This is a genomic window from Streptomyces sp. NPDC007929 (genome assembly GCF_042959065.1).
Lineage (GTDB): Bacteria > Actinomycetota > Actinomycetes > Streptomycetales > Streptomycetaceae > Streptomyces.
In genome coordinates this window covers 231,802-251,625 of record NZ_JBIBKD010000002.1, presented here as the reverse complement: position 1 = coordinate 251,625, position 19,824 = coordinate 231,802, and the positions used below count along the sequence as shown (strand labels likewise).

The window sequence follows — 19,824 nt, the reverse complement described above, 5'->3', positions numbered from 1 at the left end:
GTCGTCGAGTCTCCGTTTCCGGTGAGCGGTCAGGAGGAGGCGAAGATCGTCTTCTTCTGGCGTTCGATCGACGAGAGGATGCTGTCGACGTTCTTCGGGTTGCGGACGAAGTTCTGCAGGGCGGGCTGCATCACCGTGGAGGTGAAGTCCGGGCGGGAGTCGCGGTCCATGAACTGCGTCAGGCTCTTCGCGCCGGAGATCATCTCGTAGGACTTCTTCTGCAGCGCCGTGTAGGAGGAGGTGTCGGCCTTGGTGGAGGCGGCCACCACGCTGGAGTCGGCCTTGAGGTAGATCTGCTCGGCCTCGGGCGTGCCCAGGTACTCCAGGAGCTTGACGGCGCCGGCGCGGTTCTTCGGCGCCTTGGAGAGCATGAAGCCGTCGGTGGGTGCCTCGACGGTGTCCTGCCCGAACTGCGGGTCGATCTCCGGGAAGGCGAAGAAGTCCAGGTCGTCGAGGTCGGCCGGGTCGGTGAACTGCTGGCCGACGAACGTGCCCAGGAGGTACATGCCGGCCTTCTTGGCCACCAGCGTCTGCGCCGCGTCCTGCCAGGTGCGGCCGACCGCGCCCTCCTGGTGGTAGGGCAGGATCTCCGTCCAGTGGTCGAAGACCTTGCGCACCTTGGGGTCGGTCCAGGAGGCCTTGCCGGCCATCAGCTCGACGTGGAAGTCGTAGCCGTTGGTGCGGAAGTTGATCTGGTCGAAGGTGCCCATCGCGGGCCAGGCGTCCTTGTCGCCGAAGGCGATCGGGACGAGCCCGTCCTTTTGCATCCGCTTGCACAGGGACACGAAGTCGTCCCAGGTGGTGGGGACCTTGTAGCCGCGCTGGGCGAAGACGCTCTTGCGGTAGAACACCGCCCACGGGTACGTGTACAGCGGCACGAAGTAGTACTTGCCGTCCTCGCCCTTGCTGAGCTTGTGCATCGCCTCGGGGAAGTTGCCGCCGATCTTCTGCCACACGTCGTCGATGGGCGTGGCCAGCTTCTTCGAGGCGAAGAACTGCATGCGGTAGCCGGCGAACCAGGTGAACACGTCGTCCGGGGTGCCCTGGAGGTAGGAGTTGATCTGCTCCTGGAACGTGTTGTGGTCCTTGGTGTTCACGTCGACCTTGATGCCGGACTTCTTGGTGAAGGCGGCGTAGATCTCGGCGAACGCCTTCTTCGGCACGGCGTCGGACGAGTTGGAGCCGAGACCGACCGTCTTCGGGTCGGCGGACGAGCCGCTGCCGCCGCAGGCGCTCAGCAGGGGTATGCCGGCGCCGAGCAGGGCCGCGCCGCCCATTCCGCGCAGCAGGGTGCGGCGGCTGGGAGCGGTGAGGGAGAGGCCGGAGAGGGAGAGGTCGTGCATGGACGGCTCCTGAGGGCAGGGTTCGGCCACGAGGGTGTGGCGTGAAATCCAGCCGTAATCGACCAGAAATCAACTCGACCGAACACGGTGGCGCAATGACAGCCCCATGTCCGCTCATGCGTCAAGAGCAGTTCCCTTCATTTGTCGAAACGTGACCGTCCCGTGAAGGCCACCCGCGCGGGGGCGTCAGCGGGACCGGGAGCGGCGGTACGCGGCGCCCGGCCTGCTGCGGCGGCGCCGCCGCAGCTGCCGGTGCCCTCCGCTCGCGGGGGCGCGGCCGTCCAGCTGGATCCAGACCCGCACCTCGGTGCCGCCGAGCACCGAGGATCCGAGCCGTACGTCCCCGCCGGTGGACTCCGCGAGCCGGCGCACGATGTCCAGGCCGAGCCCGGTGGAGCCGTCGCTGCCGGAGCCGCGGCCCCGCGCCATCGCGGCCTCGGGGTCGGGTATGCCGGCGCCCGCGTCGGAGACGAGGACGATCACCGCGTCCTCGCCGTTGTGCACGTCGACCGCGAAGGCGGTGCCCTCGGGGGTGTGCCGGAAGACGTTCCCCAGCAGCGCGTCGAGCGCGGCGGCCAGATCGGCGCGGGCCACGGGTATGCGCACCGGCCGGTCGGCCCCGGCCACCCGCCACTTACGGCCCTCGTCCTCGGCGAGCGCCGACCAGAACGCCATCCGCTCCCGGACCACCTCGGCCGCGTCGCACCCGGCGCCCGGACCGGCCGCGGCCGTCTGCGGTTTCGCCTCCCGGGCCGTACGGATGATGGTGTCGACCTCGCGCTCCAGCTGCTCCACCGCCGTACGGGTCTGGTCCGCGGCCTGGCCCTCCCCCAGCGAGGCGGTGTTGAGCCGCAGCACGGTCAGGGGCGTGCGCAGCCGGTGGGACAGGTCGGCCGCCAGCTCCCGCTCGTTCGCCAGGAGCTGGACGACCTGGTCGGCCATCGAGTTGAACGCGACCGCCGCGAGCCGCAGTTCGCTCGGGCCCTCCTCGGGCACGCGGGCACCGAGCCGGCCCTCCCCCAGCTCGTGCGCCCCCTCCACCAGGCGCCGCGCGGGCCGGACCATGCGCACGCCCAGCCGGTCGGCGACCGCGACCGAACCGAGGATCAGCGCCACCCCGACCCCGGCGAGCACCGCCCAGGCGGTCCCCACGCCGTTGGTGACGTCGGACTCCGGCACGTACACCTCCACGACCGCGATCCTGCCGGTGCTGAGGGCGACCGGCTGGAGCAGCGTCCAGCCGCCGGTGACACCGGTGGTGGAAGCGCGGCCCAGCTTCCGCACGGCCGCGATGTCCTCGACGGGGGCGCGCCGCCGTCCCAGATCGAGGGCCTTGCGGCCGTCACCCGCCGGGAGGTGCACGGCGATCTCGGCGTCGGAGCCGGCCGCGGCGACGACCCGCTCCAGCTGGTCACGGTCGGTGGTGATGGACAGGGCGGGGGCCACGGCCGCGGCCTCCCGCTCGGCGCCCGAGAAGGCACGGTCGCGGGCCAGTTCGCGGATGACGAGTCCGAGCGGCACGGCAAAGGCCAGCACGACCATGGTGGTCACCGCCAGCGACACCTTGACCAGGGCCCACCTCATCGCGGCGCACCCGGTGGTTCGAGCTTCACGCCGACGCCCCGCAGGGTGTGCAGATAGCGGGGGCTGGCCGCCGTCTCACCCAGCTTCCGGCGCAGCCAGGACAGATGGACGTCGATGGTCTGGTCGTCGCCGTAGGACTGCTGCCACACCTCGGCGAGCAGTTCCTTGCGGGGGACGACGACGCCTGGCCGGCCGGCCAGGAAGGCGAGCAGGTCGAACTCGCGGCGGGTGAGGTCGAGTCGGCTGCCGTCCAGCTCGGCCTGGCGGCGCAGCGGGTCGACCGTCAGGCCGCCGACCCGGAGCACGGGGGACGCCTCCCCCTCCGCGGCGCCGGAGCGGGCGCGGCGCAGCACGGCCGCCATCCGGGCCGACAGGTGCTCGACGGAGAAGGGCTTGGTGAGGTAGTCGTCCGCCCCCGCGTTCAGCAGCCGTACGATCTCCGTCTCGTCGTCGCGGGCCGTGGCGACGATCACCGGAACGTCCGTGATCCCACGTAGCATCTTCAGGGCCTCGGACCCGTCGAGATCGGGCAGTCCGAGGTCCAGGATCACCACGTCGAAGCGGAAATGGGCGACCTCGCGCAGCGCCTCCAGCGCCGTCCCCACGCTGCGCACGGTGTGCGAGGCGTCGGTCAGGTGCCGGATCAGCGCCGAGCGTACGAACTGGTCGTCCTCGACCACGAGCACACTTGCCATGCGCCGCACCGTACGCCATCTCGAACAGCCGGGTGCGGGCCTGTGGACAACTGCTGGGGAGAACCTGGGGGCCGGTGGGCGCCGTTCGCGGGCCACACCCGGGACGCGTAGGGCAGTATGGCCGCGATGCGCAGAGGACTCCTCCACCTACTGGCTTGGCTGCTCGCCACGGGCGCGGCGGTCACGCTGTCCTGGTGGGGTGTCCACACGGTGATGACGGGAACGGCGTACGAACCGCCGCGCGCCCTGCCCGTCAAGGCCGCCGACGCGTCCACGCGGGAGCCGGCGGCGACGGCCACGCCGGGTCCGGAACGCACCCCTCCACCGAAGCGGCGGCAGCCTGGCACGCCCTCGGCATCCGCGTCCGGGAAACCGAGCCCCTCGCCCACGCCCTCGCGCTCGCCGGGCTCCACCCCTGCCGCCTCGGGCCGGGTGAAGAGCTATGACACCGACGGCGGCCGGGCGGTGTTCGATCTCGGGAAGACGTCCGCCTCGCTGGTCTCGGCGACGCCGGGGGCGGGCTGGTCGATGCAGGTGTGGAAGACGGAGTCGTGGATCCGGGTGGAGTTCACCTCGGGCGCGGACCGGGTGTCGGTCTTCTGCACCTGGCACGACGGACCACCGCGGGTGGAGATCGGCACGTACTGAGCGCCCGAGGCGGCCGTCGGCGTCTGCCGAGCGCACGGAGTGGCCGTCGGATTCTGCCGAACACCCGGAGTGGCCATCGGCGTCTGCAGAGCACCCGGAGCGGCCGTCGGCGTCTGCCGAGCACCCGGAGCGGCCGTCGGTGCCTCTTGAACGCCGTGGCCCGGGGGTCATCTGAACACCGAGGCCGGTGGTGCCGGTGACGCCACCGCCGCGAGGTCCGTGACGGGCGCGGCCCCGCCCGTGAAGTCCGTGAGGGTCCTGCCGTGCTCGACCCGGGCGGGATGCGGATCGGAGGCGGCGAGGCGGGTCAGCTCGGCGACGGGCAGCGGATGGCCGGAGGCGACCAGGACCGCGTTCCCGAAGCGCTTGCCGCGCAGCACCGCCGGGTCCGCCACCAGCGCGAGCTCCTCGAACCGGGCGGCGGCGGTGGCGATCTGGCCCCGCAGGTGGGCGAGCGGCGGCCCGTCGGCGAGGTTGGCGGCGTAGACGCCGCCGGGCTTGAGGGCCCTGCGCACGTCGTCCAGGAACTCGGTGGAGGTCAGGTGGGCCGGTGTCCGGGCTCCGCTGAAGACGTCGGTGATGACGAGGTCGGCCCAGCCGTCGGGCACCTTGGCGAGGCCCTCGCGGGCGTCGGTGGAGCGCACCCGTATGCGTGCGTTCGGATCCAACGGCAGCTCGCGGCGGACCAGTTGGACGAGAGGCGCGTCCCGCTCGACGACCTGCTGGGTGGAGCGGGGGCGGGTGGCGGCGACGTAGCGGGCGAGGGTGAGGGCGCCGCCGCCGAGGTGCACGGCGTGCAGGGGCCGGCCGGGCGGGGCGACGAGGTCGATCACGTGCCCGAGGCGGCGCTGGTACTCGAAGGACAGGTACGCCGGGTCGTCCAGGTCGACGTGCGACTGCGGGGCCCCGTCGATCACCAGGGTCCAGGCCCGGGCCCGCTCACGGTCGGGAATCAGCTCGGCGAGCCCGCCGTCGACGCTCTCGACGACGGCCTCCGCACCGGCCTGCCGGCGTCGGCCGCCCTTGGACTTTCCCATGGGGTCATTATCGCGGCGGCCTGCCGAGTGGGGTGTACGCACCCTCTCCGCCCTCCCGGCAGGGGGCGTCTCAGCGGCAGCTGTCGGCCGCCCTGATCATCCGGGCGGCCTCCCCCAGCGCCTCGCGCAGCACCGCCGGATCGGTGGCGAGGTCGGCCTCACCGGGCGGCAGCAGCCAGTCCGAGCCCGCCACGGGAGGTTCGGGCGCCAGGACCTCTCCGCGCCCGTCGGTCTCCGTGCAGGTGCTGCCCGGCACGTCCCACCCGGCTGCCGTTCCCGGCGGCACCAGGAAGCCCAGGGTGTCACCGCCGTCGTCGTGCAGCACGGGTCCCACCGCCTCCCCCGGCCCGCGCCGCAGGATGTCGACCGCCTCCAGCCCCTGCCGCGCCGGCACCGTCACCACATCGCAGCCGGCCGCCGGCGCGCACGGCGGCGTACGAGGATCGCTGCTCCGGCTGGTCTTCATCCCGGCCTCCACCACGAAAAACCCTGCTTGGACGAGCGGTCGGGAGTCGGGGGCCTCCCGGTCCGCGAGGTTCAACGCGTCCGGACGTCAACGGCAACGCCGGAAGTCAGCCGCAAAGGATGGCACTTCATGGCAGATCACGGATGAGATATCCGGTTTGTAGCCAAACCCAGCGTGGTGGCTCCATCACAGCAGGTACGTTCTTGCCCGCCGGACACGGGGCCGCCCATGCGGACAACTCGCAACAAGTCGCCCTGCGTCCGGCATGGTTCGACGGTTCGCACGGGAGGACCCGGCCATGGCGTCGTCAACGGTGACCTCGTCTCAACCCCACCGGCCACCACGGCCGAACCTCGTCTTCCGGCGACTGCGCGGACAGCGCTCGCCGGCCGAGTTCGCCGCGGTGATCCGCCGGGCCGGGCTCGAGATCGGCGAGCAGGTCAGCTGTGACGCGCGGTACATCGGCCGGGTCGAGGCGGGCGAGATCCGCTGCCCCAACTACGCGTACGAACGGGTGTTCCTGCACATGTACCCAGGCCGCACACTCACCGACCTCGGGTTCGCGCCCCGCTCGTCGGTACGCGGACGCCGGGCGCGCGACCTTGAGGACGCGCCCCCGCCACGCACCGCGAACCCGGCGAACGCCACGAGTGAGACCAGCGGGACGTGCGAGCCGTATGTACCGCAGAACCCGTACGACCCGTACCACCCGCACGACACCTACGAGGAGAGCGACGTGCTACGTCGCGCGTTCATGACCGGCGGGGGCGCCACAGTGGCCGCCGCCTCACTGGGGCCTGTCGGCCTCGCCCGCGACGCCTCGGCGGCACAGCGCCCCGTGCACCGCGCCGGGGCGAGCGAGGCGGGCGCCCTGGAAGAAGCCGTCCGCCGGATCCGGCTGCTCGACGACCGGCACGGGGCGGACGGCCTCTACCGTCGCGCCGCCGCCCCGCTGCGCGCCGCCTACGCCCTGCTGGACGCCGGGGCGACCCGGCAGACCACGGCGGACCGGCTCTACTCCGGCGCCGGTGAACTGGCCATCTCGGTGGGCTGGCTGGCCCACGACTCGGGGCGCTTCGACGACGCCCGCTCGCACTACGCGGAGGCCCTCGCGACCGCCCGGATGACCGGCGACCCGGGCCTTGAGGCGCACGCCTTCTGCAACACGGCGTTCCTCGCGCGTGACGCGGGCCGGCCCCGCGAGGCGGTCCGGGCGGCCCAGGCCGCGCAGCGCGTCGCCCGGCCCGTGGGCTCCGCCCGGCTGATGTCGCTGCTCGCCCTGCGCGAGGCGGGCGGCTGGGCCGGGCTGGCCGACCGCGTCGGCTGCGAGCAGGCCCTGGCCCGGGCGCAGGCCTTCTTCGAGCGGGGCACCTCGGACGCCGACCCCGAGTGGATGAGCTTCTACGGGGAGGCCGAACTGGAGGCCCTGGAGGCGCAGTGCTGGTCCACGCTCGGCGACTGGCCCCGGGCGGCACGGCACGCGCGGCGCGCCGCCGGGCTGCAGGATCCGCACTTCACCCGGAACATCGCCCTCTACACGGCGGAGCTGGCGGACGACCTCGCGCGCGGGGGCCGACCGGACGAGGCGGCGGTGGCGGGGATGCGGGTGCTGGACCTGCTGGAGGAGGTCCAGTCGTCCCGCGTGCAGACCATGCTGGCGGCGACCGCGCGGGTGCTGCTGCCGCACCGCAGGGCCTCCGGGGTGTCGGCCTTCCTGGAGCGGCACGCCTCAACGCCGCGCACGGCCTGAGCGACTGTCGCGGACCTCACACCTGGGCGAGGTGCCCCTGGTCGTTCCAGCTCTCGATCGCGGGCTCCCCGTAGGCCCAGCCCAGCACCGAGAGCGACGTCGGGTTCAGACGGATCCGGGCCGCGAAGTCGATCGGCAGACCGAGCCACCGCGCCCCGATGGAGCGCAGGATGTGCCCGTGGGCGAAGACCAGGACGTCGCGGTGCTCGGAGCGGGCCCAGGAGACCACCTCGTCGGCCCGGGCGGTGACCTCGGCGAGCGACTCCCCGCCCGGGACACCGTCGCGCCAGATCAGCCAGCCGGGCCGGACGGCCTGGATGTCCGCGGGGGTCATGCCCTCGTACGCCCCGTAGTCCCACTCCAGCAGCGCGTCCCAGGTACGCGCGCGGTCACCGAAGCCCGCCAGGTCACAGGTCTCACGCGCGCGTGCCAGCGGGCTGGTGCGCACCTCGACCCCGGGCAGGCCCTCGTACGGGGCGCGGTGCAGGCGCTCGCCGAGCAGCTTCGCGCCGCGCCGGCCCTCCTCCAGGAGCGGCACGTCGGTCCTGCCCGTGTGCTTGCCGGACAGGGACCACTCGGTCTGTCCGTGGCGGGCCAGCAGGATGCGCGCGGCCATGGGTCACCTTTCCGGAGGAACAACGCGAGAAGTGCAACGCGAGGGGAACCTCTCCATCATCGCGCACGTCCTCCGGGGGCAACCCGGGGGGCGATCTCTGCGTCTTTGAGGGCCGGAGGCGCCCCCCGGGGCGAACGCGCACACCGTAAAGTGGCACGGCCGAACGGGCTACGCATGACGAATGAAGGGGGAGGACGATCGGATGCAGCACACCGAGACACCGGGCACCGAGGCGGCGGCCCCCGCGCCCAGGCTGCGCTGGTGGACGGAGCTGCCGCTGATCCTGCTGGTGTACGCGTGCTATTCGGCCGGCCGGCTCCTCGCCCGCGGTGACGTCTCCGGCGCCGTCGACCAAGGTCTGACGATCCTGCGCTTCGAGAAGGCCCTGTACCTCGACTTCGAGAGCCCGCTCAACCGCCTCTTCACGCGCGAGGCCTGGATAGGCATACCCGCCGACTTCTGGTACGCGTCGCTGCACTACCTGGTCACTCCGGCCGTCCTGGTGTGGCTCTTCCGCTCCCGGGCCGTGCGGTACCGCGCCGCGCGGACCTGGCTGATGACGTCCACCCTGATCGGGCTGATCGGCTTCACCCTGCTGCCGACCTGCCCGCCCCGGCTCCTCGACGCGAGCCACGGCTTCGTGGACACGATGGCGCAGTACAGCTCGTACGGCTGGTGGGGCGGTGCGGCGAGCGCGCCGCGCGGCATGGGGGACATGACCAACCAGTACGCGGCCATGCCGAGTCTGCACGTGGGCTGGGCCCTGTGGTGCGGCGTGATGCTGTGGCGCTTCGGCGGTTCGCGGCTGACGAGGACGGCCGCGGTGGCCTATCCGCTGATCACGACGATCGTGGTCATGGGCACCGCCAACCACTACTTCCTCGACGCGGTCGCGGGCGCGGCCGTCATGGGCGTCGGACTGCTGCTGGCCCCGTTCGTGATGCGCGCCGCGGACCGGGTCAAGGCCCGGTTCGTGTCACCGGCCCCGGTCGTCGCGGCGGCTTCCCCGGCCCCGGATTCCGCACCGGTCGCGGCGGACTCCTCCGCCTCGGGTTCCTCGATTGTCAGTGCCGGATGCCAGACTTCCGCGGGTGAGCGAATTCCACGGCAGCGCGAGTCGCGGTTCGAAGACGGAGCCGAGCCGGGTGCCTCTCCCCAGGACGCGGGGGACGGCGCTCCGGCAGCAGCTCGCTGAGCTGCGCGGGCGCGACGTACCCGCGAAGGCGCTGGACGCGCGGGCCCTGGCGGCGCTGGCCGCCAACCCCGGTTGTGCGCGGCGCGCGATCCTCGACGGCGCCGGGGTGAACAAAGCGGCGCTGGCGAGCGCCCTGGGCTCGCCGTCGGCCTTCGGGCAATCGCAGTTCGCGCTCACCCGGGGCAACGCCTTCGAGGCGAAGGTCAAGGCCGACGGCGGCGCGGAGCTGCTGCGGCTGGTGCACGACAAGCTCGACCGGTCCGCCGAGCCACCGGCCGGGGCGCGCGTGCCCGACCTGACGGCGGCCGGACCCCGGGGGCGCACGGCCCGTACGGAGCTGGAGCTGCGGGAGGCCGCCGCACACCCGGGCGCGTGGACGCTGCTGGACCATCCGATGCTCGCGCTGGACGTCGCGGGCTCCCCCGCCTTCCTGGAGCCGGACGCGGTGGTGGTGCATCCGGACGGCAGCTGGACGGTCGTGGAGATCAAGTCCTTCCCCCTGCTGGACGGTTCGGCGGACCCGGCGAAGGTCGGCGCCGCGGCCCGGCAGGCCGCGGTGTACGTGCTGGCGCTTGAGGAGGTCGCGGCCCGGCTCGGCGCGGAGGAGGCCCCGGCCCCGCGGGTGCGGCACCGGGTGCTGCTCGTGTGCCCCAGGGACTTCTCCAACCTGCCCGCCGCGTCCGCCGTCGACATCCGCAAGCAGCGGGCGGTGACGGCCCGCCAGCTGGCCCGGCTGACCCGCATCGAGGACATCGCCGGCGCGCTGCCCGAGGGCACGTGCTTCTCGCCCGAGCTGCCCGCCGAGGAGCTGACGGCGGCCGTGGAGTCGGTCCCGGCGACCTACGCGCCCGAGTGCCTGTCCGCGTGCGAGCTGGCCTTCCACTGCCGGGCCCGGTCCCGCCAGGAGGGCGCGGTGACCTCGCTGGGGCGTCCCCTGCGGGCGGAGCTGGGCGGTCTCACGACGGTCGAGGAGGTCCTCGCGGCCGCGCGCGGCGAGGCGGGCGATCCCGACGACCCGGCCGTGGCGGCCCTGCGGCGCGCCGCCGCCCTGCGCGCCGAGGCCCTGGGGGCGGCGTGTCGCTGATCTCCACCCTGGCCCGTCTGGAAGCCGTCAGCACGGGACGGGCCCAGCCCGCCGCGACCGTCCGGCACCGGCATCTCGGCGACCGTCCCCTGGTCTTCGTGCCGCTGATCACCGCCGGTGAGGCCGGTGCCCCGCTGGGCGCGCTGGTCGGCACCGACCGGGACGCGCCGCGGCTGCTGGCCGTCCCACAGCCCCGCGACCGCGACCTCAGGTTCGGATTCCTGGCCGAACTGGCCGACGTCGTGCTGCCGTACGTCGACTCCTGCGCCGAGGCCGTGGAGGCCGCCGAGCGCACCGAGACCGACCCGGAGACCGGCAAGCGCGTCAAGGTCGAGGTCGACCTGTGCGCGGACGCGCCGCAGCTGATCGTGCCGAGCCGCGCGGGCATCGACCTGGTGCGGCTGCTCGGACGCTCCACGCGGTTCCGGCGTACGGCGGAGCAGGACCCGGAGGCTCCCTACCCGGCGCCGCCCCGGGTGCCGCTGCTCGGGCGGTGGCTGACGCACTTCGGGGAGCGGGCCCGGGTGCCCGGCTCCTCGCTGTTGCTGGCGATGACCGACGTCCTGGGCCGGCACTGGGTGACGGGGCAGTCCACCCTGGAGGACCAGCATCTGGGCGCGCTGCTCGCCTGGATCGACCCGCCGCAGGGCGTCACCGGCGCCGAGGCCGCGCTGCGCGCCGAGCTGGAGCGGGACGCGCAGGGGCAGCTGACGTGCCCGCCGGCCGGTCCGGCGACCGACCCGGCGTTCGACAACAAGCTGCTCGCCCCGGCCATCGAGCGCTACGACCGGGCCCGCACCGCCCTGGCCGCCGCCGAGGACGGGCTGGAGGCCGACGACCGGCTGGGTGCGCTGAGCGCCGCCGAGCGGGAGATCCGCGAGCTGGTGCTCAGCCGTACCCGGCCCACCTGGGACGCCCTCTGGCGCGGCCTGGACCTGCTGCGGGAGCTGCCGGAGGGGGCGCGGGTCGAGGAGCGGTGGACCCGTGACCGCTGGTCGTTCACCGGGCACCGCGACCGGGTGCTGGCCGGGGAGCCCCCGCAGCCGCGCCGCGACGACGCGGTCACCGCGGCGAACAAGCTCGCCACGCGCGAGCGCGAACAGGCCCGGCTGGAGGCACAGGAGGCCCTCGACGACCCGCTGGTGATGGCGGGGCGGCGGCTGTCCGGGGAGGCGTTCGCGGGTGAGGTCACCGATGTGGTGATGGCGTACAGCGAGGGCAAGCGGCCCAGCCCGCGCCCGTTGGTCACGGTGCGCACGGACGACCGGCCGCATCTCGGCGAGCGGACGAAGGTGTACCGCTCGCTGGGCGGGAAGCCGCAGTCGGCCGAGTTCGTCGCGGAGGAGGAGGACGGCGCTCTGGTCGTCCTGCGGATCCTCGACAAGATGGGCCGCGGCAAGGAGCCCGAGCCGGGTTCGGTGCCGGAGAAGGGTGACCGGGTCTGCTTCACGCTCTTCGAGCACGAGCAGCGGGGCGGCGCGAAGCTGCCCGACCCGGAGGAGACACCGTGGACGCACGGCGGGCCGCCCGGCGAGGCGGCCCTGGAGCCGGCCGATCCGGTGACCGAGGAGGATGTGCTGTGACCACGGTGTTCGACCCCTCGGCCGCCGCGGCCCGGGCCACCGACGCGATCCTGCACGACACGCTGCACGGCACCGCGCGCGGTGTCGTCGTGGACTCACCGCCCGGCGCGGGCAAGTCCACGCTGGTGGTCCGCGCGGCCCTGGAACTGGCCGAGGCCGGACATCCGCTGATGGTGGTCGCGCAGACCAACGCCCAGGTCGACGACCTGGTCCTGCGGCTCGCCGAGAAGAACCCCGAGCTACAGGTGGGCCGGCTGCACAGCAGCGACTCCGATCCGTACGACAAGGCGCTCGACGAGCTGCCGAGCGTGCGCAAGTCCGCCAAGGCGGGTGACCTGGCCGGGCAGGCCGTGGTGATCTCGACGGCGGCGAAGTGGGCGCATGTGAAGGTCGACGAGCCGTGGCGGCACGCGATCGTCGACGAGGCGTACCAGATGCGCTCGGACGCGCTGCTCGCCGTGGCCGGGCTGTTCGAGCGGGCGCTGTTCGTGGGCGACCCGGGGCAGCTGGACCCGTTCGCGATCGTCGGCAGCGAGCAGTGGGCGGGCCTCACGTACGACCCGTCGGGCTCGGCGGTGACGACCCTGCTCGCGCACAATCCGGACCTGCCCCAGCACCGGCTGCCGGTCTCCTGGCGGCTCCCGGCCTCGGCGGCGCCCCTGGTCTCGGACGCGTTCTACCCGTACACGCCGTTCCGCAGCGGCACCGGGCCCGGTGACCGGGCGCTGGCCTTCGGCGTGCCGTCGGACGGCTCGGGCCCCGACCGGGTGATCGACGAGGCGGCCGAGTCGGGCTGGGGCCTGCTGGAGCTGCCCGCCCGGCACACCCCGCGCACGGACCCGGAGGCGGTCCTGGCGGTGGCGACGGTGGTACGGCGCCTGCTGGACCGTGCGGGCGCGGCGACGTCGGAGCGCTCCCCGGTTCCCTCGCCCCTCACCGCCGACCGGGTCGCCGTCGGCACGGCCCACCGGGACCAGGCGGCCGCGGTGCGCTCGGCGCTGGCCGGCCTCGGCGTCACCGACGTGGTCGTGGACACGGCGAACCGGCTTCAGGGGCGTGAGTACGACGTCACGGTGGTCCTCCACCCCCTCTCCGGCCGCCCCGACGCCACGGCCTTCCACCTGGAGACGGGCCGCCTCTGCGTCCTGGCCTCCCGCCACCGGCACGCCTGCATCGTGGTCTGCCGAGCGGGGGTGACCGACCTGCTGGACGACTATCCGTCCACGGAACCGGTGCAGCTGGGGACGGTGGTGAAGTTCCCGGACGGCTGGGAGGCCAACCACGCGGTCCTCGCACACCTGGCGGAACACCGGGTGCAGTGGCGGCCGTGATCTGGCTGGAACACCCCGGGTCCCGAGGGGTGTGACGAACGGGGGGTGGTGTGGGGGCCGTACCCACTACCGCGATGCCCACTTGCGCGCCCGCGAGACAATGGACGGTGGCCCGCTCCACCGGGCGGGCCAGCGCGATGTACGAGGAGGAGAAGACATGGCGGAGCCCACGCCGCGTCGGAACGAACCGCGGCTACGCCCCGCGCCCCTGCTCTTCGAGCCCGCCGAGGCGGCCTCCGACCCTGAGCACTTCTTCGACCTCGAGTCGATCGACGATCCCCGGGCCCTGCTGGCCCGGGCGACGGAGCTGACGCTGGCGTTCCGGGCCGCGGCGGACCGGGCGGTGGAGTTCCAGGCGATGGCGGCGGCGCAGCTGGCCGATCCGCGCAGGTTCGACCGGCTGACGGCCGCGGACATCGCCGAGCGGGCCGAGTGGACCGAGGACTACGCCAAGAAGATGGTCGAGTTCGGGCGGGACCTGATGCGGGGCGACGCCGAGGGCCGGGGACCCGGCGAGTCCGTCTGACACGGCACTGCACGCCCTTCCCGATCATCTGGCATATGCCAGGCGGGCAAGATACCCCCTCCCACCCCCTCCTGTCCCGGTTTCCCGCAACCCTCGGAAACCGCGCGCTCACGGCGGGTACACCTGGATCCCATGAGCAGCGCATGGAACGCCTCCGAAGTCACCCCGGACGGGGCCGCCTGGCTCGCCTCGGCAGGAACGTATCCGCGAAGCACGCTCGCCCTCTGGGAGGAGCGGCCGGACGCACCGGTCGTGCTGCCCTGCGGGTCGGTCTTCGACGTGGTCGGCGCGCCCGCGATGTTCGGCCGGCGGATGCTCGACCGGCTGTGGGACGACGGCCCCGGCTCGGGCCCGGTCGCGCAGTTCCGGGGCCGGATGCTGCTGTTCGCCGCCCCGGGCACGGCGCAGCGGCTCCCCGCACTGCTGGAGTGGGAGGAGTGGGGCGGCCGCGACGGCCGGGAAGCCAGCCGTACGGACGCGGTGCCGCCGCTGCTGTGCCACGGCATCGGAGACGCGGTGACCGTCCCGGCGCCGTCACGGAGCACAGCCCCCACCACCATCGCGCCGTCCGCCGGGAACACCGCCCCCACGACCGCGCCGCCCACCATCGAGCCGCCCGCCGGGAGCACCGCGGCCGCAGCCGTACCCGCCCGTTCCGCTTCCCGCTGGCTCGTCGCCCCCGACACCCGTCAGCCCTGGCTTCCGGGCCCCGAGGTCTTGCTCTGGGCGGCGGTCCGAGCGGCCCGCTCAGCGGTGCGGATTTCGATTTTTCCTCCCGCCGACCAGGATGCTAAGGTCTACGACGTCAGCAGGCGCCGCTAGCTCAGTTGGTTAGAGCAGCTGACTCTTAATCAGCGGGTCCGGGGTTCGAGTCCCTGGCGGCGCACCGACAGTGAAGGCCCTTCGCGAGAGCGAGGGGCCTTTCGCGTACCCCGGAAAAGCCCCCGCCCGCGAACCCCGTCAGTGCCCCACCGCGATCTTCACGTTCCACGCCCCCGAAGCCGTCCGCCCCTCCACTTCGATGCGCACCCCCTCCCCCGGCACCGTGAAGCTCTCCCCGATGCCGATCGGCGCGTCCGCGAGGGGCGGGTAGACGGAGTCCTCCCAGCACGCGTCGGTGCGCGGATGGGCGTCGATCACCTCGATGGGCCCGCCCCCGGACTGCGCCGCCCCGCCCCGCACCCGGTACACCAGCACCCCCTGCCGGCACGCGGCCACGTCGTTGCCCACCGGCCCCCGCACCTCCAGGGCGAGCACACTGTCCGGCCCCGTCCGCACCACCGCGAGCTTGGCGCCCCGCCCGAGTCCGAAGGGCTGCGCCCCCGCCGCCCCCACCGGCGTCCCCGGGCCCGCCGCCAGCGGCTCCAGGGTCAGCCGGGCCGGGCCGGCGTCCTGCACACATCTGACCTGCCGCGGAGACAGCCAGCCCAGCTTCCACTTGTGCCAGGCGAAGAGGTCGGGGGCGAGTCCGAACTGGCTGCCCATCAGGTCCCAGTCGCCGACGTGCGTGTCCCAGTCGCCCTTGCCGTCCGCGGGCCGGTGGTAGAGATCGGGCAGGTCGAACACGTGCCCGGTCTCGTGGGCGAGGACAAGCCGGTCCGGCGGGTGCTGTTCGAACACCGTGACGATGCGGCGCAGATCGGTGCCGTCGGCCCGCAGCGGGCTCGTCAGGTTCACCACCTTGGTCGCGTCGGAGTCCACGCCCGGCGCGTCCGGATCGGCGACGAAGTACACGACGTCGTAAGCCGAGAAGTCCACCTGCGGGTCGGCCACGGAGAGCGCGTCCCGCAGGTACGCGGCCCGGTGCCCGGGCTTCCAGTCGCGCTGTATGGCGTACGCGGTGGACGGCTTGGGCATCTGGATCCAGTGCCGCAGGGCGTGCGGGCGCAGGGTGAAACGGCCGTAGGACGCGCGTTCGAAGAAGCGGGTGGTGGCCGGGAAGTGGTCCGCGGTCAGCTCCTGCGGCGTGGTCAGCGGGTGGGCGTCGGGGAACGACAGGAAGACCATGACCGCGTTCAGGGACTCGGCCGGGCGCGGATAGGCGGCGTTCCAGGTGTCCAGGCCCTCCGAGTGGTGGGCGTCGGTCCGGGTCAGGGCGCAGGGCGCGGCGGAGTCGAGCCCGGCCGCCGAGGGACTGGCCCCGAGGGAGGTGGCGGCGAGCGCGGACATGGTGGTGAACACGGCCGCGGTGCTGCGCAGTCGGGCGCGCGGAAACGGACGCGGCACGGGTACCTCCGGGTACGGTTCGCGGGACACCGCACCCAGCCTGTGATGATTTGTCGTACCGCGTCCTGTTTGCCTGCACCAGTCGGGTGAAGGGGCCGAAAAATCCCGGAAGACGACACCCCCGAAGCACTCACAGAACGTCACAACTGGTCGGGGGCCTGAAGAAGCCGTCCAGGTGCGCGCAGAAACGATCTGGCAGAAGGGCCGGTTGGCCGGGGAGACTGGACACCGGCTGGAAGGCCCATGGGCCAGCCTCTATGATCGGCACACTTTCCTGACCTTTCCTGCACGGACAGAGATCGAATACATGCGGGAGCGAGCGGTGAGCGGAACCTCCGAAGGGCCGGCGCCCGCGGCAGACCTGGACCGGCCGGTCGTCACAGAGAGTGAGATCGACACGTCTCCCCGTACCGAGCCCCCGACCCGGCAGCCCTACCGCTCCGTCTTCACGGCCGCCCCGCTCGCCATGGCCGTCGTCGACCGCGAGGGCCTGGTCGTCAGCGCCAACGACGCGCTCGCCACGCTGCTCGGCGGCAGCCCGGAGTCGCTGGCCGGATCCGTCGCCGCCGATCTGGCCGACCTCACCTCCGACGCCCGCACCTGGCACGCCTACCGCGAGGTGCTGCGCGGACGGCAGTCCCGGCTGCGCTGCACGCGCCGGCTCAAGCACCCGGACGGGCACTCGCTGTGGGTGCAGGTGACGGTCGCCCCGCTGCCCGCCGACGACGGTGTGCTGCTGTCGGTCTCCGACATCGGCGACCGCCGCGAACTCCAGGCCCGGCTGCGGCACTTGCAGATGCACGACCCGGTGACGCGGCTGCCCAACCGCACCCTGTTCTTCGAGCGGCTGTCGGCGGCGCTGGAGGCGGAGTCGTACGAGCGCAGCGGCACCGGCCGGATCGGGCTGTGCTACCTGGACCTGGACGGCTTCAAGGCCATCAACGACACCCTCGGCCACCGGGTCGGGGACCGGCTGCTGGCCGCCGTCGCCGAGCGCCTCACACGCTGCGCGGACGAGGCCGGTCACGCGCGGACCAGCGTCCCGCTGGTGGCGCGGCTCGGCGGTGACGAGTTCGCGCTGCTCGTCGAGGACTCCACCGGCACCGAACAGCTCGCCGAACTGGCCGAGTCGGCGCTGCGGGCGGTCCAGGACCCGTTCGACATCTCCGGCCGGCGGCTGTCGGTCTCGGCGTCGATCGGCGTCGTGGAGCGGCACGCGGCCGGCACCTCCCCCACCGCGTTGATGCAGGCCGCCGACACCACGCTGTACTGGGCGAAGGCCGACGGCAAGGCCCGCTGGACGCTGTTCGACCCTGAGCGCAACGCCCACCGCATGACCCGCCAGGCCCTCGCCTCCACGCTCCGGCCGGCCATCGACCGGGGCGAGTTCCGGCTGGAGTACCAGCCGCTGGTCGGCATGGAGGACGACCGGCTGCACGGGGTCGAGGCCCTGGTCCGCTGGAACCACCCGCAGTTCGGCGTGCTGACGCCGAATCGGTTCATCGGACTCGCGGAGGAGGACGGCTCGATCGTCCCGCTGGGCCGCTGGGTGCTCCGTACGGCCTGCGAGCAGGCCCGCCGGTGGCAGCTGGACCACCCGGACGAGCCGCCGATCTTCGTCAGCGTGAACGTGGCGGTACGGCAGGTCTGGGACTCGGACCTGGTGGCGGACGTGGCCGAGACCCTGGCCGACACCGGGCTCGCCCCGCACCTGCTCCAGCTGGAGCTGACCGAGTCGGCCGTGATGGGCTCGGCGGGGCGTCCGCTCCAGACCCTGAAGGCGCTCAGCGACATGGGCGTGCGGATCGCCATCGACGACTTCGGCACCGGCTACTCGAACCTGGCCTATCTGAGCCGGCTGCCGGTGTCGGTGCTGAAGCTCGACGGGTCCTTCGTACGCGGCTTCCAGTACGACGACCGGGAGGCGGCCGCACGGGCCAACCCGGCCGACGAGGTGGTCGTCGAGGCGATGATCCAGCTCGCGCACCGGCTCGGGCTGACCGTCACCGCCGAGTGCGTGGAGACCTCGGCGCAGGCGACGCGGCTGCGGAGCATCGGCTGCGACACCGGACAGGGCTGGCTGTACTCCCGCCCGGTGTCACCGGACCGCATCTCCGAGCTGCTGGGCACGCCGGACGTTCAGGCGGGCGTGGGCAACCCGTAGGCGTCGGCGATGAGTTCGTAGGAACGCAGCCGGACGTCCCCGCCGTGCGCGTTGGCCGTGATCATCAGCTCGTCGGCGCCGGTGCGCTTGGCGAGGTCGTCCAGGCCCGAGCGGACCTCGTCGGGGGTGCCGTGCACGACGTTGGCGTTCCAGGAGTCGACGAAGTCGCGCTCCATGGGGCTGAACTCGTAGGCCTCCGCCTCCTGTGGGCTGGGCACGAGGCCGGGGCGGCCGGTGCGCAGCCGGACCATGCTGAGGGCGGCGGCCAGCACCTGGCGGCGGGCCTCCTTCTCCTCGTCGGCGGCGAGCGCGGAGACGCCGATGAGGGCGTACGGCTCGTCGAGCACGGCGGAGGGCTGGAAGGACTCCCGGTACAGGTCGAGCGCCGGGACGGTGTTCTGCGCGGAGAAGTGGTGGGCGAAGGCGAAGGGCAGCCCGAGGGCACCGGCGAGGCGGGCGCTGAAGCCGGAGGAGCCGAGCAGCCAGAGCGGCGGGCGGTGCGGGGACTGGACGCCGCCGGGCGACGTGGCCTGCACCGGGCCGGGGACCGCGTGGATACGGCGGTAGGGATGCCCGTCGGGGAAGTCGTCGTCGAGGAAGCGGGTCAGCTCGGCGAGCTGCTGGGGGAAATCGTCGGCGCCCTCGTTCAGCCGTTCCGTGCGGCGCAGGGCGGCGGCCGTGGCGCCGTCCGTGCCGGGGGCGCGGCCGAGGCCGAGGTCGATCCGGCCCGGGGCCATGGCCTCCAGCGTGCCGAACTGCTCGGCGATCACGAGCGGGGCGTGGTTGGGCAGCATCACACCGCCCGAGCCGAGCCGGATGCGGTCGGTGTGGGCGGCGAGGTGGGCCAGGATCACGGCCGGGGACGAGGAGGCCACGCCCGGCATGGAGTGGTGCTCGGCGACCCAGTACCGGTGGAAGCCGCGGTTCTCCGCGAGACGGACCAGGTCGACGCTGGTGCGCAGGGCATCGGAGGCGGTGCGGCCGGCCCCTACGGTGACCAGGTCCAGTACGGAGAGGGGGACGGGGGCGCTGCCCCGGACCGCGCCGCGTATCTCGTCGCCGGGCGACTTGTCACCGGGTGTCGCGTCGCCGGGCGTCTTGTCACCGGGTGTCGCGTCGCCAGGTGTCGCGTCGCCGCGTGTCTCGTCTGCCGCCACGGTGGGGTGCCTCCTGCTGTGGGCCGGGTGCTGTTCTTCCGGCTGCGTGCGCCGGTGCTGTCCTTCCGGCCCTAACAGGGGACTGTCTCCGGTTATTCCCCGGCGGCCCACCGCGTCCGGGTCTCTCAGGCGGCCTGCTCCCAGTCGCCCCGGGCGGCGCCGTCCTGCGGGGGCGTACGGTCCCCCTTCTCGCGGGCCCGCAGAACGGCCCACGTGAGGACGGCCAGGCAGGCGGACCACCACGGCAGCGGCCACACGGCACCCCACCAGCGCAGATGGGGGTGGAGCCAGGCGTCCGCGGCGGCGGAGGCCATGGCCGCGGCCAGGCTCCAGCACAGCAGGCGCGCGGACAGCTGGACAGCGCTTGCAGAGGATCTGAACGGGCCCGATTCGGCCATCGGAGCATCCTTCACGGCATG

The 19,824-nt window shown here is 73.3% G+C and carries 18 protein-coding genes and 1 tRNA gene; 10 read left to right on the top strand and 9 right to left on the bottom strand.

Features of this window, described 5'->3' with window-relative positions:
* Positions 1-29 precede the first annotated feature (29 nt).
* From ACFZDE_RS05955 to ACFZDE_RS05945, 3 genes are all read right to left on the bottom strand, one after another.
* Positions 30-1,343, bottom strand: a complete 1,314-nt coding sequence (locus ACFZDE_RS05955) for an extracellular solute-binding protein (RefSeq protein ID WP_391003291.1) — start codon at positions 1,341-1,343, stop codon at positions 30-32.
* A gap of 186 nt (positions 1,344-1,529) precedes the next feature.
* Positions 1,530-2,927: an ATP-binding protein gene (locus tag ACFZDE_RS05950; protein ID WP_391197798.1), complete on the bottom strand. Its 1,398-nt coding sequence runs from the start codon at positions 2,925-2,927 to the stop codon at positions 1,530-1,532.
* Positions 2,924-3,622, bottom strand: coding sequence for a response regulator (locus ACFZDE_RS05945; protein ID WP_391003287.1), 699 nt, complete (start codon positions 3,620-3,622; stop codon positions 2,924-2,926). Before ACFZDE_RS05945 ends, ACFZDE_RS05950 begins: the two co-directional genes overlap by 4 nt.
* A gap of 126 nt (positions 3,623-3,748) precedes the next feature.
* Between ACFZDE_RS05945 and ACFZDE_RS05940 the strand changes: the two genes are divergently transcribed.
* Positions 3,749-4,270, top strand: coding sequence for a hypothetical protein (locus ACFZDE_RS05940; protein ID WP_391003285.1), 522 nt, complete (start codon positions 3,749-3,751; stop codon positions 4,268-4,270).
* Positions 4,271-4,437: 167 nt separating this feature from the next.
* Here the strand turns inward: ACFZDE_RS05940 and ACFZDE_RS05935 are convergent, their stop codons facing one another.
* Both ACFZDE_RS05935 and ACFZDE_RS05930 read right to left on the bottom strand, forming a co-directional pair.
* A complete protein-coding gene (locus ACFZDE_RS05935) occupies positions 4,438-5,307 on the bottom strand; it encodes a fused MFS/spermidine synthase (protein ID WP_391197797.1) in 870 nt (289 codons plus the stop codon).
* 70 nt (positions 5,308-5,377) lie between these two features.
* On the bottom strand, positions 5,378-5,773 hold the full coding sequence (locus tag ACFZDE_RS05930; RefSeq protein WP_391003281.1) for a hypothetical protein: 396 nt from the start codon (positions 5,771-5,773) through the stop codon (positions 5,378-5,380).
* A 298-nt stretch (positions 5,774-6,071) separates the two neighbouring features.
* Here ACFZDE_RS05930 and ACFZDE_RS05925 point away from each other — a divergent pair, with 298 nt between their 5' ends.
* Entirely contained in the window at positions 6,072-7,523 is a 1,452-nt protein-coding gene (locus tag ACFZDE_RS05925; protein ID WP_391197794.1) for a hypothetical protein, read from the top strand.
* 16 nt (positions 7,524-7,539) lie between these two features.
* Here the strand turns inward: ACFZDE_RS05925 and ACFZDE_RS05920 are convergent, their stop codons facing one another.
* On the bottom strand, positions 7,540-8,139 hold the full coding sequence (locus ACFZDE_RS05920) for a histidine phosphatase family protein (protein ID WP_391197791.1): 600 nt from the start codon (positions 8,137-8,139) through the stop codon (positions 7,540-7,542).
* Between the two features lie 202 nt (positions 8,140-8,341).
* On the opposite strand from ACFZDE_RS05920, the gene ACFZDE_RS05915 reads away from it, so the two are divergent.
* The 7 genes from ACFZDE_RS05915 (at position 8,342) to ACFZDE_RS05885 (ending at position 14,744) form a co-directional block, all read left to right on the top strand.
* On the top strand, positions 8,342-9,334 hold the full coding sequence (locus ACFZDE_RS05915; protein ID WP_391197790.1) for a phosphatase PAP2 family protein: 993 nt from the start codon (positions 8,342-8,344) through the stop codon (positions 9,332-9,334).
* Positions 9,285-10,418: a hypothetical protein gene (locus ACFZDE_RS05910; protein WP_391197789.1), complete on the top strand. Its 1,134-nt coding sequence runs from the start codon at positions 9,285-9,287 to the stop codon at positions 10,416-10,418. Before ACFZDE_RS05915 ends, ACFZDE_RS05910 begins: the two co-directional genes overlap by 50 nt.
* Positions 10,409-12,001 (top strand): hypothetical protein, encoded by a 1,593-nt coding sequence (locus tag ACFZDE_RS05905; protein WP_391197787.1) that lies wholly within the window; start codon positions 10,409-10,411, stop codon positions 11,999-12,001. Before ACFZDE_RS05910 ends, ACFZDE_RS05905 begins: the two co-directional genes overlap by 10 nt.
* The gene (locus tag ACFZDE_RS05900) at positions 11,998-13,332 is read left to right on the top strand and encodes an AAA domain-containing protein (RefSeq protein WP_391197784.1); all 1,335 of its coding nucleotides are present in this window, start codon (positions 11,998-12,000) and stop codon (positions 13,330-13,332) included. The genes ACFZDE_RS05905 and ACFZDE_RS05900 overlap by 4 nt, the downstream gene beginning before the upstream one ends.
* Positions 13,333-13,489: 157 nt before the next feature.
* Positions 13,490-13,858, top strand: coding sequence for a hypothetical protein (locus ACFZDE_RS05895; protein WP_391003267.1), 369 nt, complete (start codon positions 13,490-13,492; stop codon positions 13,856-13,858).
* 132 nt (positions 13,859-13,990) lie between these two features.
* Positions 13,991-14,680, top strand: a complete 690-nt coding sequence (locus ACFZDE_RS05890; protein WP_391197782.1) for a bifunctional DNA primase/polymerase — start codon at positions 13,991-13,993, stop codon at positions 14,678-14,680.
* Positions 14,671-14,744, top strand: a tRNA-Lys gene (locus ACFZDE_RS05885). Before ACFZDE_RS05890 ends, ACFZDE_RS05885 begins: the two co-directional genes overlap by 10 nt.
* A 74-nt stretch (positions 14,745-14,818) precedes the next feature.
* Here ACFZDE_RS05885 and ACFZDE_RS05880 read toward each other — a convergent pair.
* Positions 14,819-16,084, bottom strand: a complete 1,266-nt coding sequence (locus tag ACFZDE_RS05880) for a M6 family metalloprotease domain-containing protein (protein WP_391197779.1) — start codon at positions 16,082-16,084, stop codon at positions 14,819-14,821.
* Positions 16,085-16,391: 307 nt separating this feature from the next.
* Here ACFZDE_RS05880 and ACFZDE_RS05875 point away from each other — a divergent pair, with 307 nt between their 5' ends.
* A complete protein-coding gene (locus tag ACFZDE_RS05875) occupies positions 16,392-18,248 on the top strand; it encodes an EAL domain-containing protein (protein WP_391003261.1) in 1,857 nt (618 codons plus the stop codon).
* On the opposite strand, the gene ACFZDE_RS05870 is transcribed toward ACFZDE_RS05875, so the two are convergent.
* Positions 18,224-19,300 carry an MsnO8 family LLM class oxidoreductase gene (locus ACFZDE_RS05870; protein ID WP_391198895.1) on the bottom strand — a complete coding sequence of 359 codons (1,077 nt, stop codon included), beginning with the start codon at positions 19,298-19,300 and terminating at the stop codon, positions 18,224-18,226. The genes ACFZDE_RS05875 and ACFZDE_RS05870 overlap by 25 nt on opposite strands.
* A 230-nt stretch (positions 19,301-19,530) precedes the next feature.
* A complete protein-coding gene (locus ACFZDE_RS05865) occupies positions 19,531-19,803 on the bottom strand; it encodes a hypothetical protein (protein ID WP_391197777.1) in 273 nt (90 codons plus the stop codon).
* Positions 19,804-19,824: the final 21 nt, after the last annotated feature.

Bases quoted from the DNA above. Each gene is read 5' to 3' on its own strand.
- ACFZDE_RS05925 (WP_391197794.1), top strand. From the start codon at position 6,072: ATGGCGTCGTCAACGGTGACCTCGTCTCAACCCCACCGGCCACCACGG.
- ACFZDE_RS05950 (WP_391197798.1), bottom strand. From the start codon at position 2,927: ATGAGGTGGGCCCTGGTCAAGGTGTCGCTGGCGGTGACCACCATGGTC.
- ACFZDE_RS05875 (WP_391003261.1), top strand. From the start codon at position 16,392: ATGCGGGAGCGAGCGGTGAGCGGAACCTCCGAAGGGCCGGCGCCCGCG.
- ACFZDE_RS05920 (WP_391197791.1), bottom strand. From the start codon at position 8,139: ATGGCCGCGCGCATCCTGCTGGCCCGCCACGGACAGACCGAGTGGTCC.
- ACFZDE_RS05955 (WP_391003291.1), bottom strand. From the start codon at position 1,343: ATGCACGACCTCTCCCTCTCCGGCCTCTCCCTCACCGCTCCCAGCCGC.
- ACFZDE_RS05930 (WP_391003281.1), bottom strand. From the start codon at position 5,773: ATGAAGACCAGCCGGAGCAGCGATCCTCGTACGCCGCCGTGCGCGCCG.
- ACFZDE_RS05895 (WP_391003267.1), top strand. From the start codon at position 13,490: ATGGCGGAGCCCACGCCGCGTCGGAACGAACCGCGGCTACGCCCCGCG.
- ACFZDE_RS05890 (WP_391197782.1), top strand. From the start codon at position 13,991: ATGAGCAGCGCATGGAACGCCTCCGAAGTCACCCCGGACGGGGCCGCC.
- ACFZDE_RS05915 (WP_391197790.1), top strand. From the start codon at position 8,342: ATGCAGCACACCGAGACACCGGGCACCGAGGCGGCGGCCCCCGCGCCC.
- ACFZDE_RS05945 (WP_391003287.1), bottom strand. From the start codon at position 3,622: ATGGCAAGTGTGCTCGTGGTCGAGGACGACCAGTTCGTACGCTCGGCG.
- ACFZDE_RS05940 (WP_391003285.1), top strand. From the start codon at position 3,749: ATGCGCAGAGGACTCCTCCACCTACTGGCTTGGCTGCTCGCCACGGGC.
- ACFZDE_RS05935 (WP_391197797.1), bottom strand. From the start codon at position 5,307: ATGGGAAAGTCCAAGGGCGGCCGACGCCGGCAGGCCGGTGCGGAGGCC.
- ACFZDE_RS05865 (WP_391197777.1), bottom strand. From the start codon at position 19,803: ATGGCCGAATCGGGCCCGTTCAGATCCTCTGCAAGCGCTGTCCAGCTG.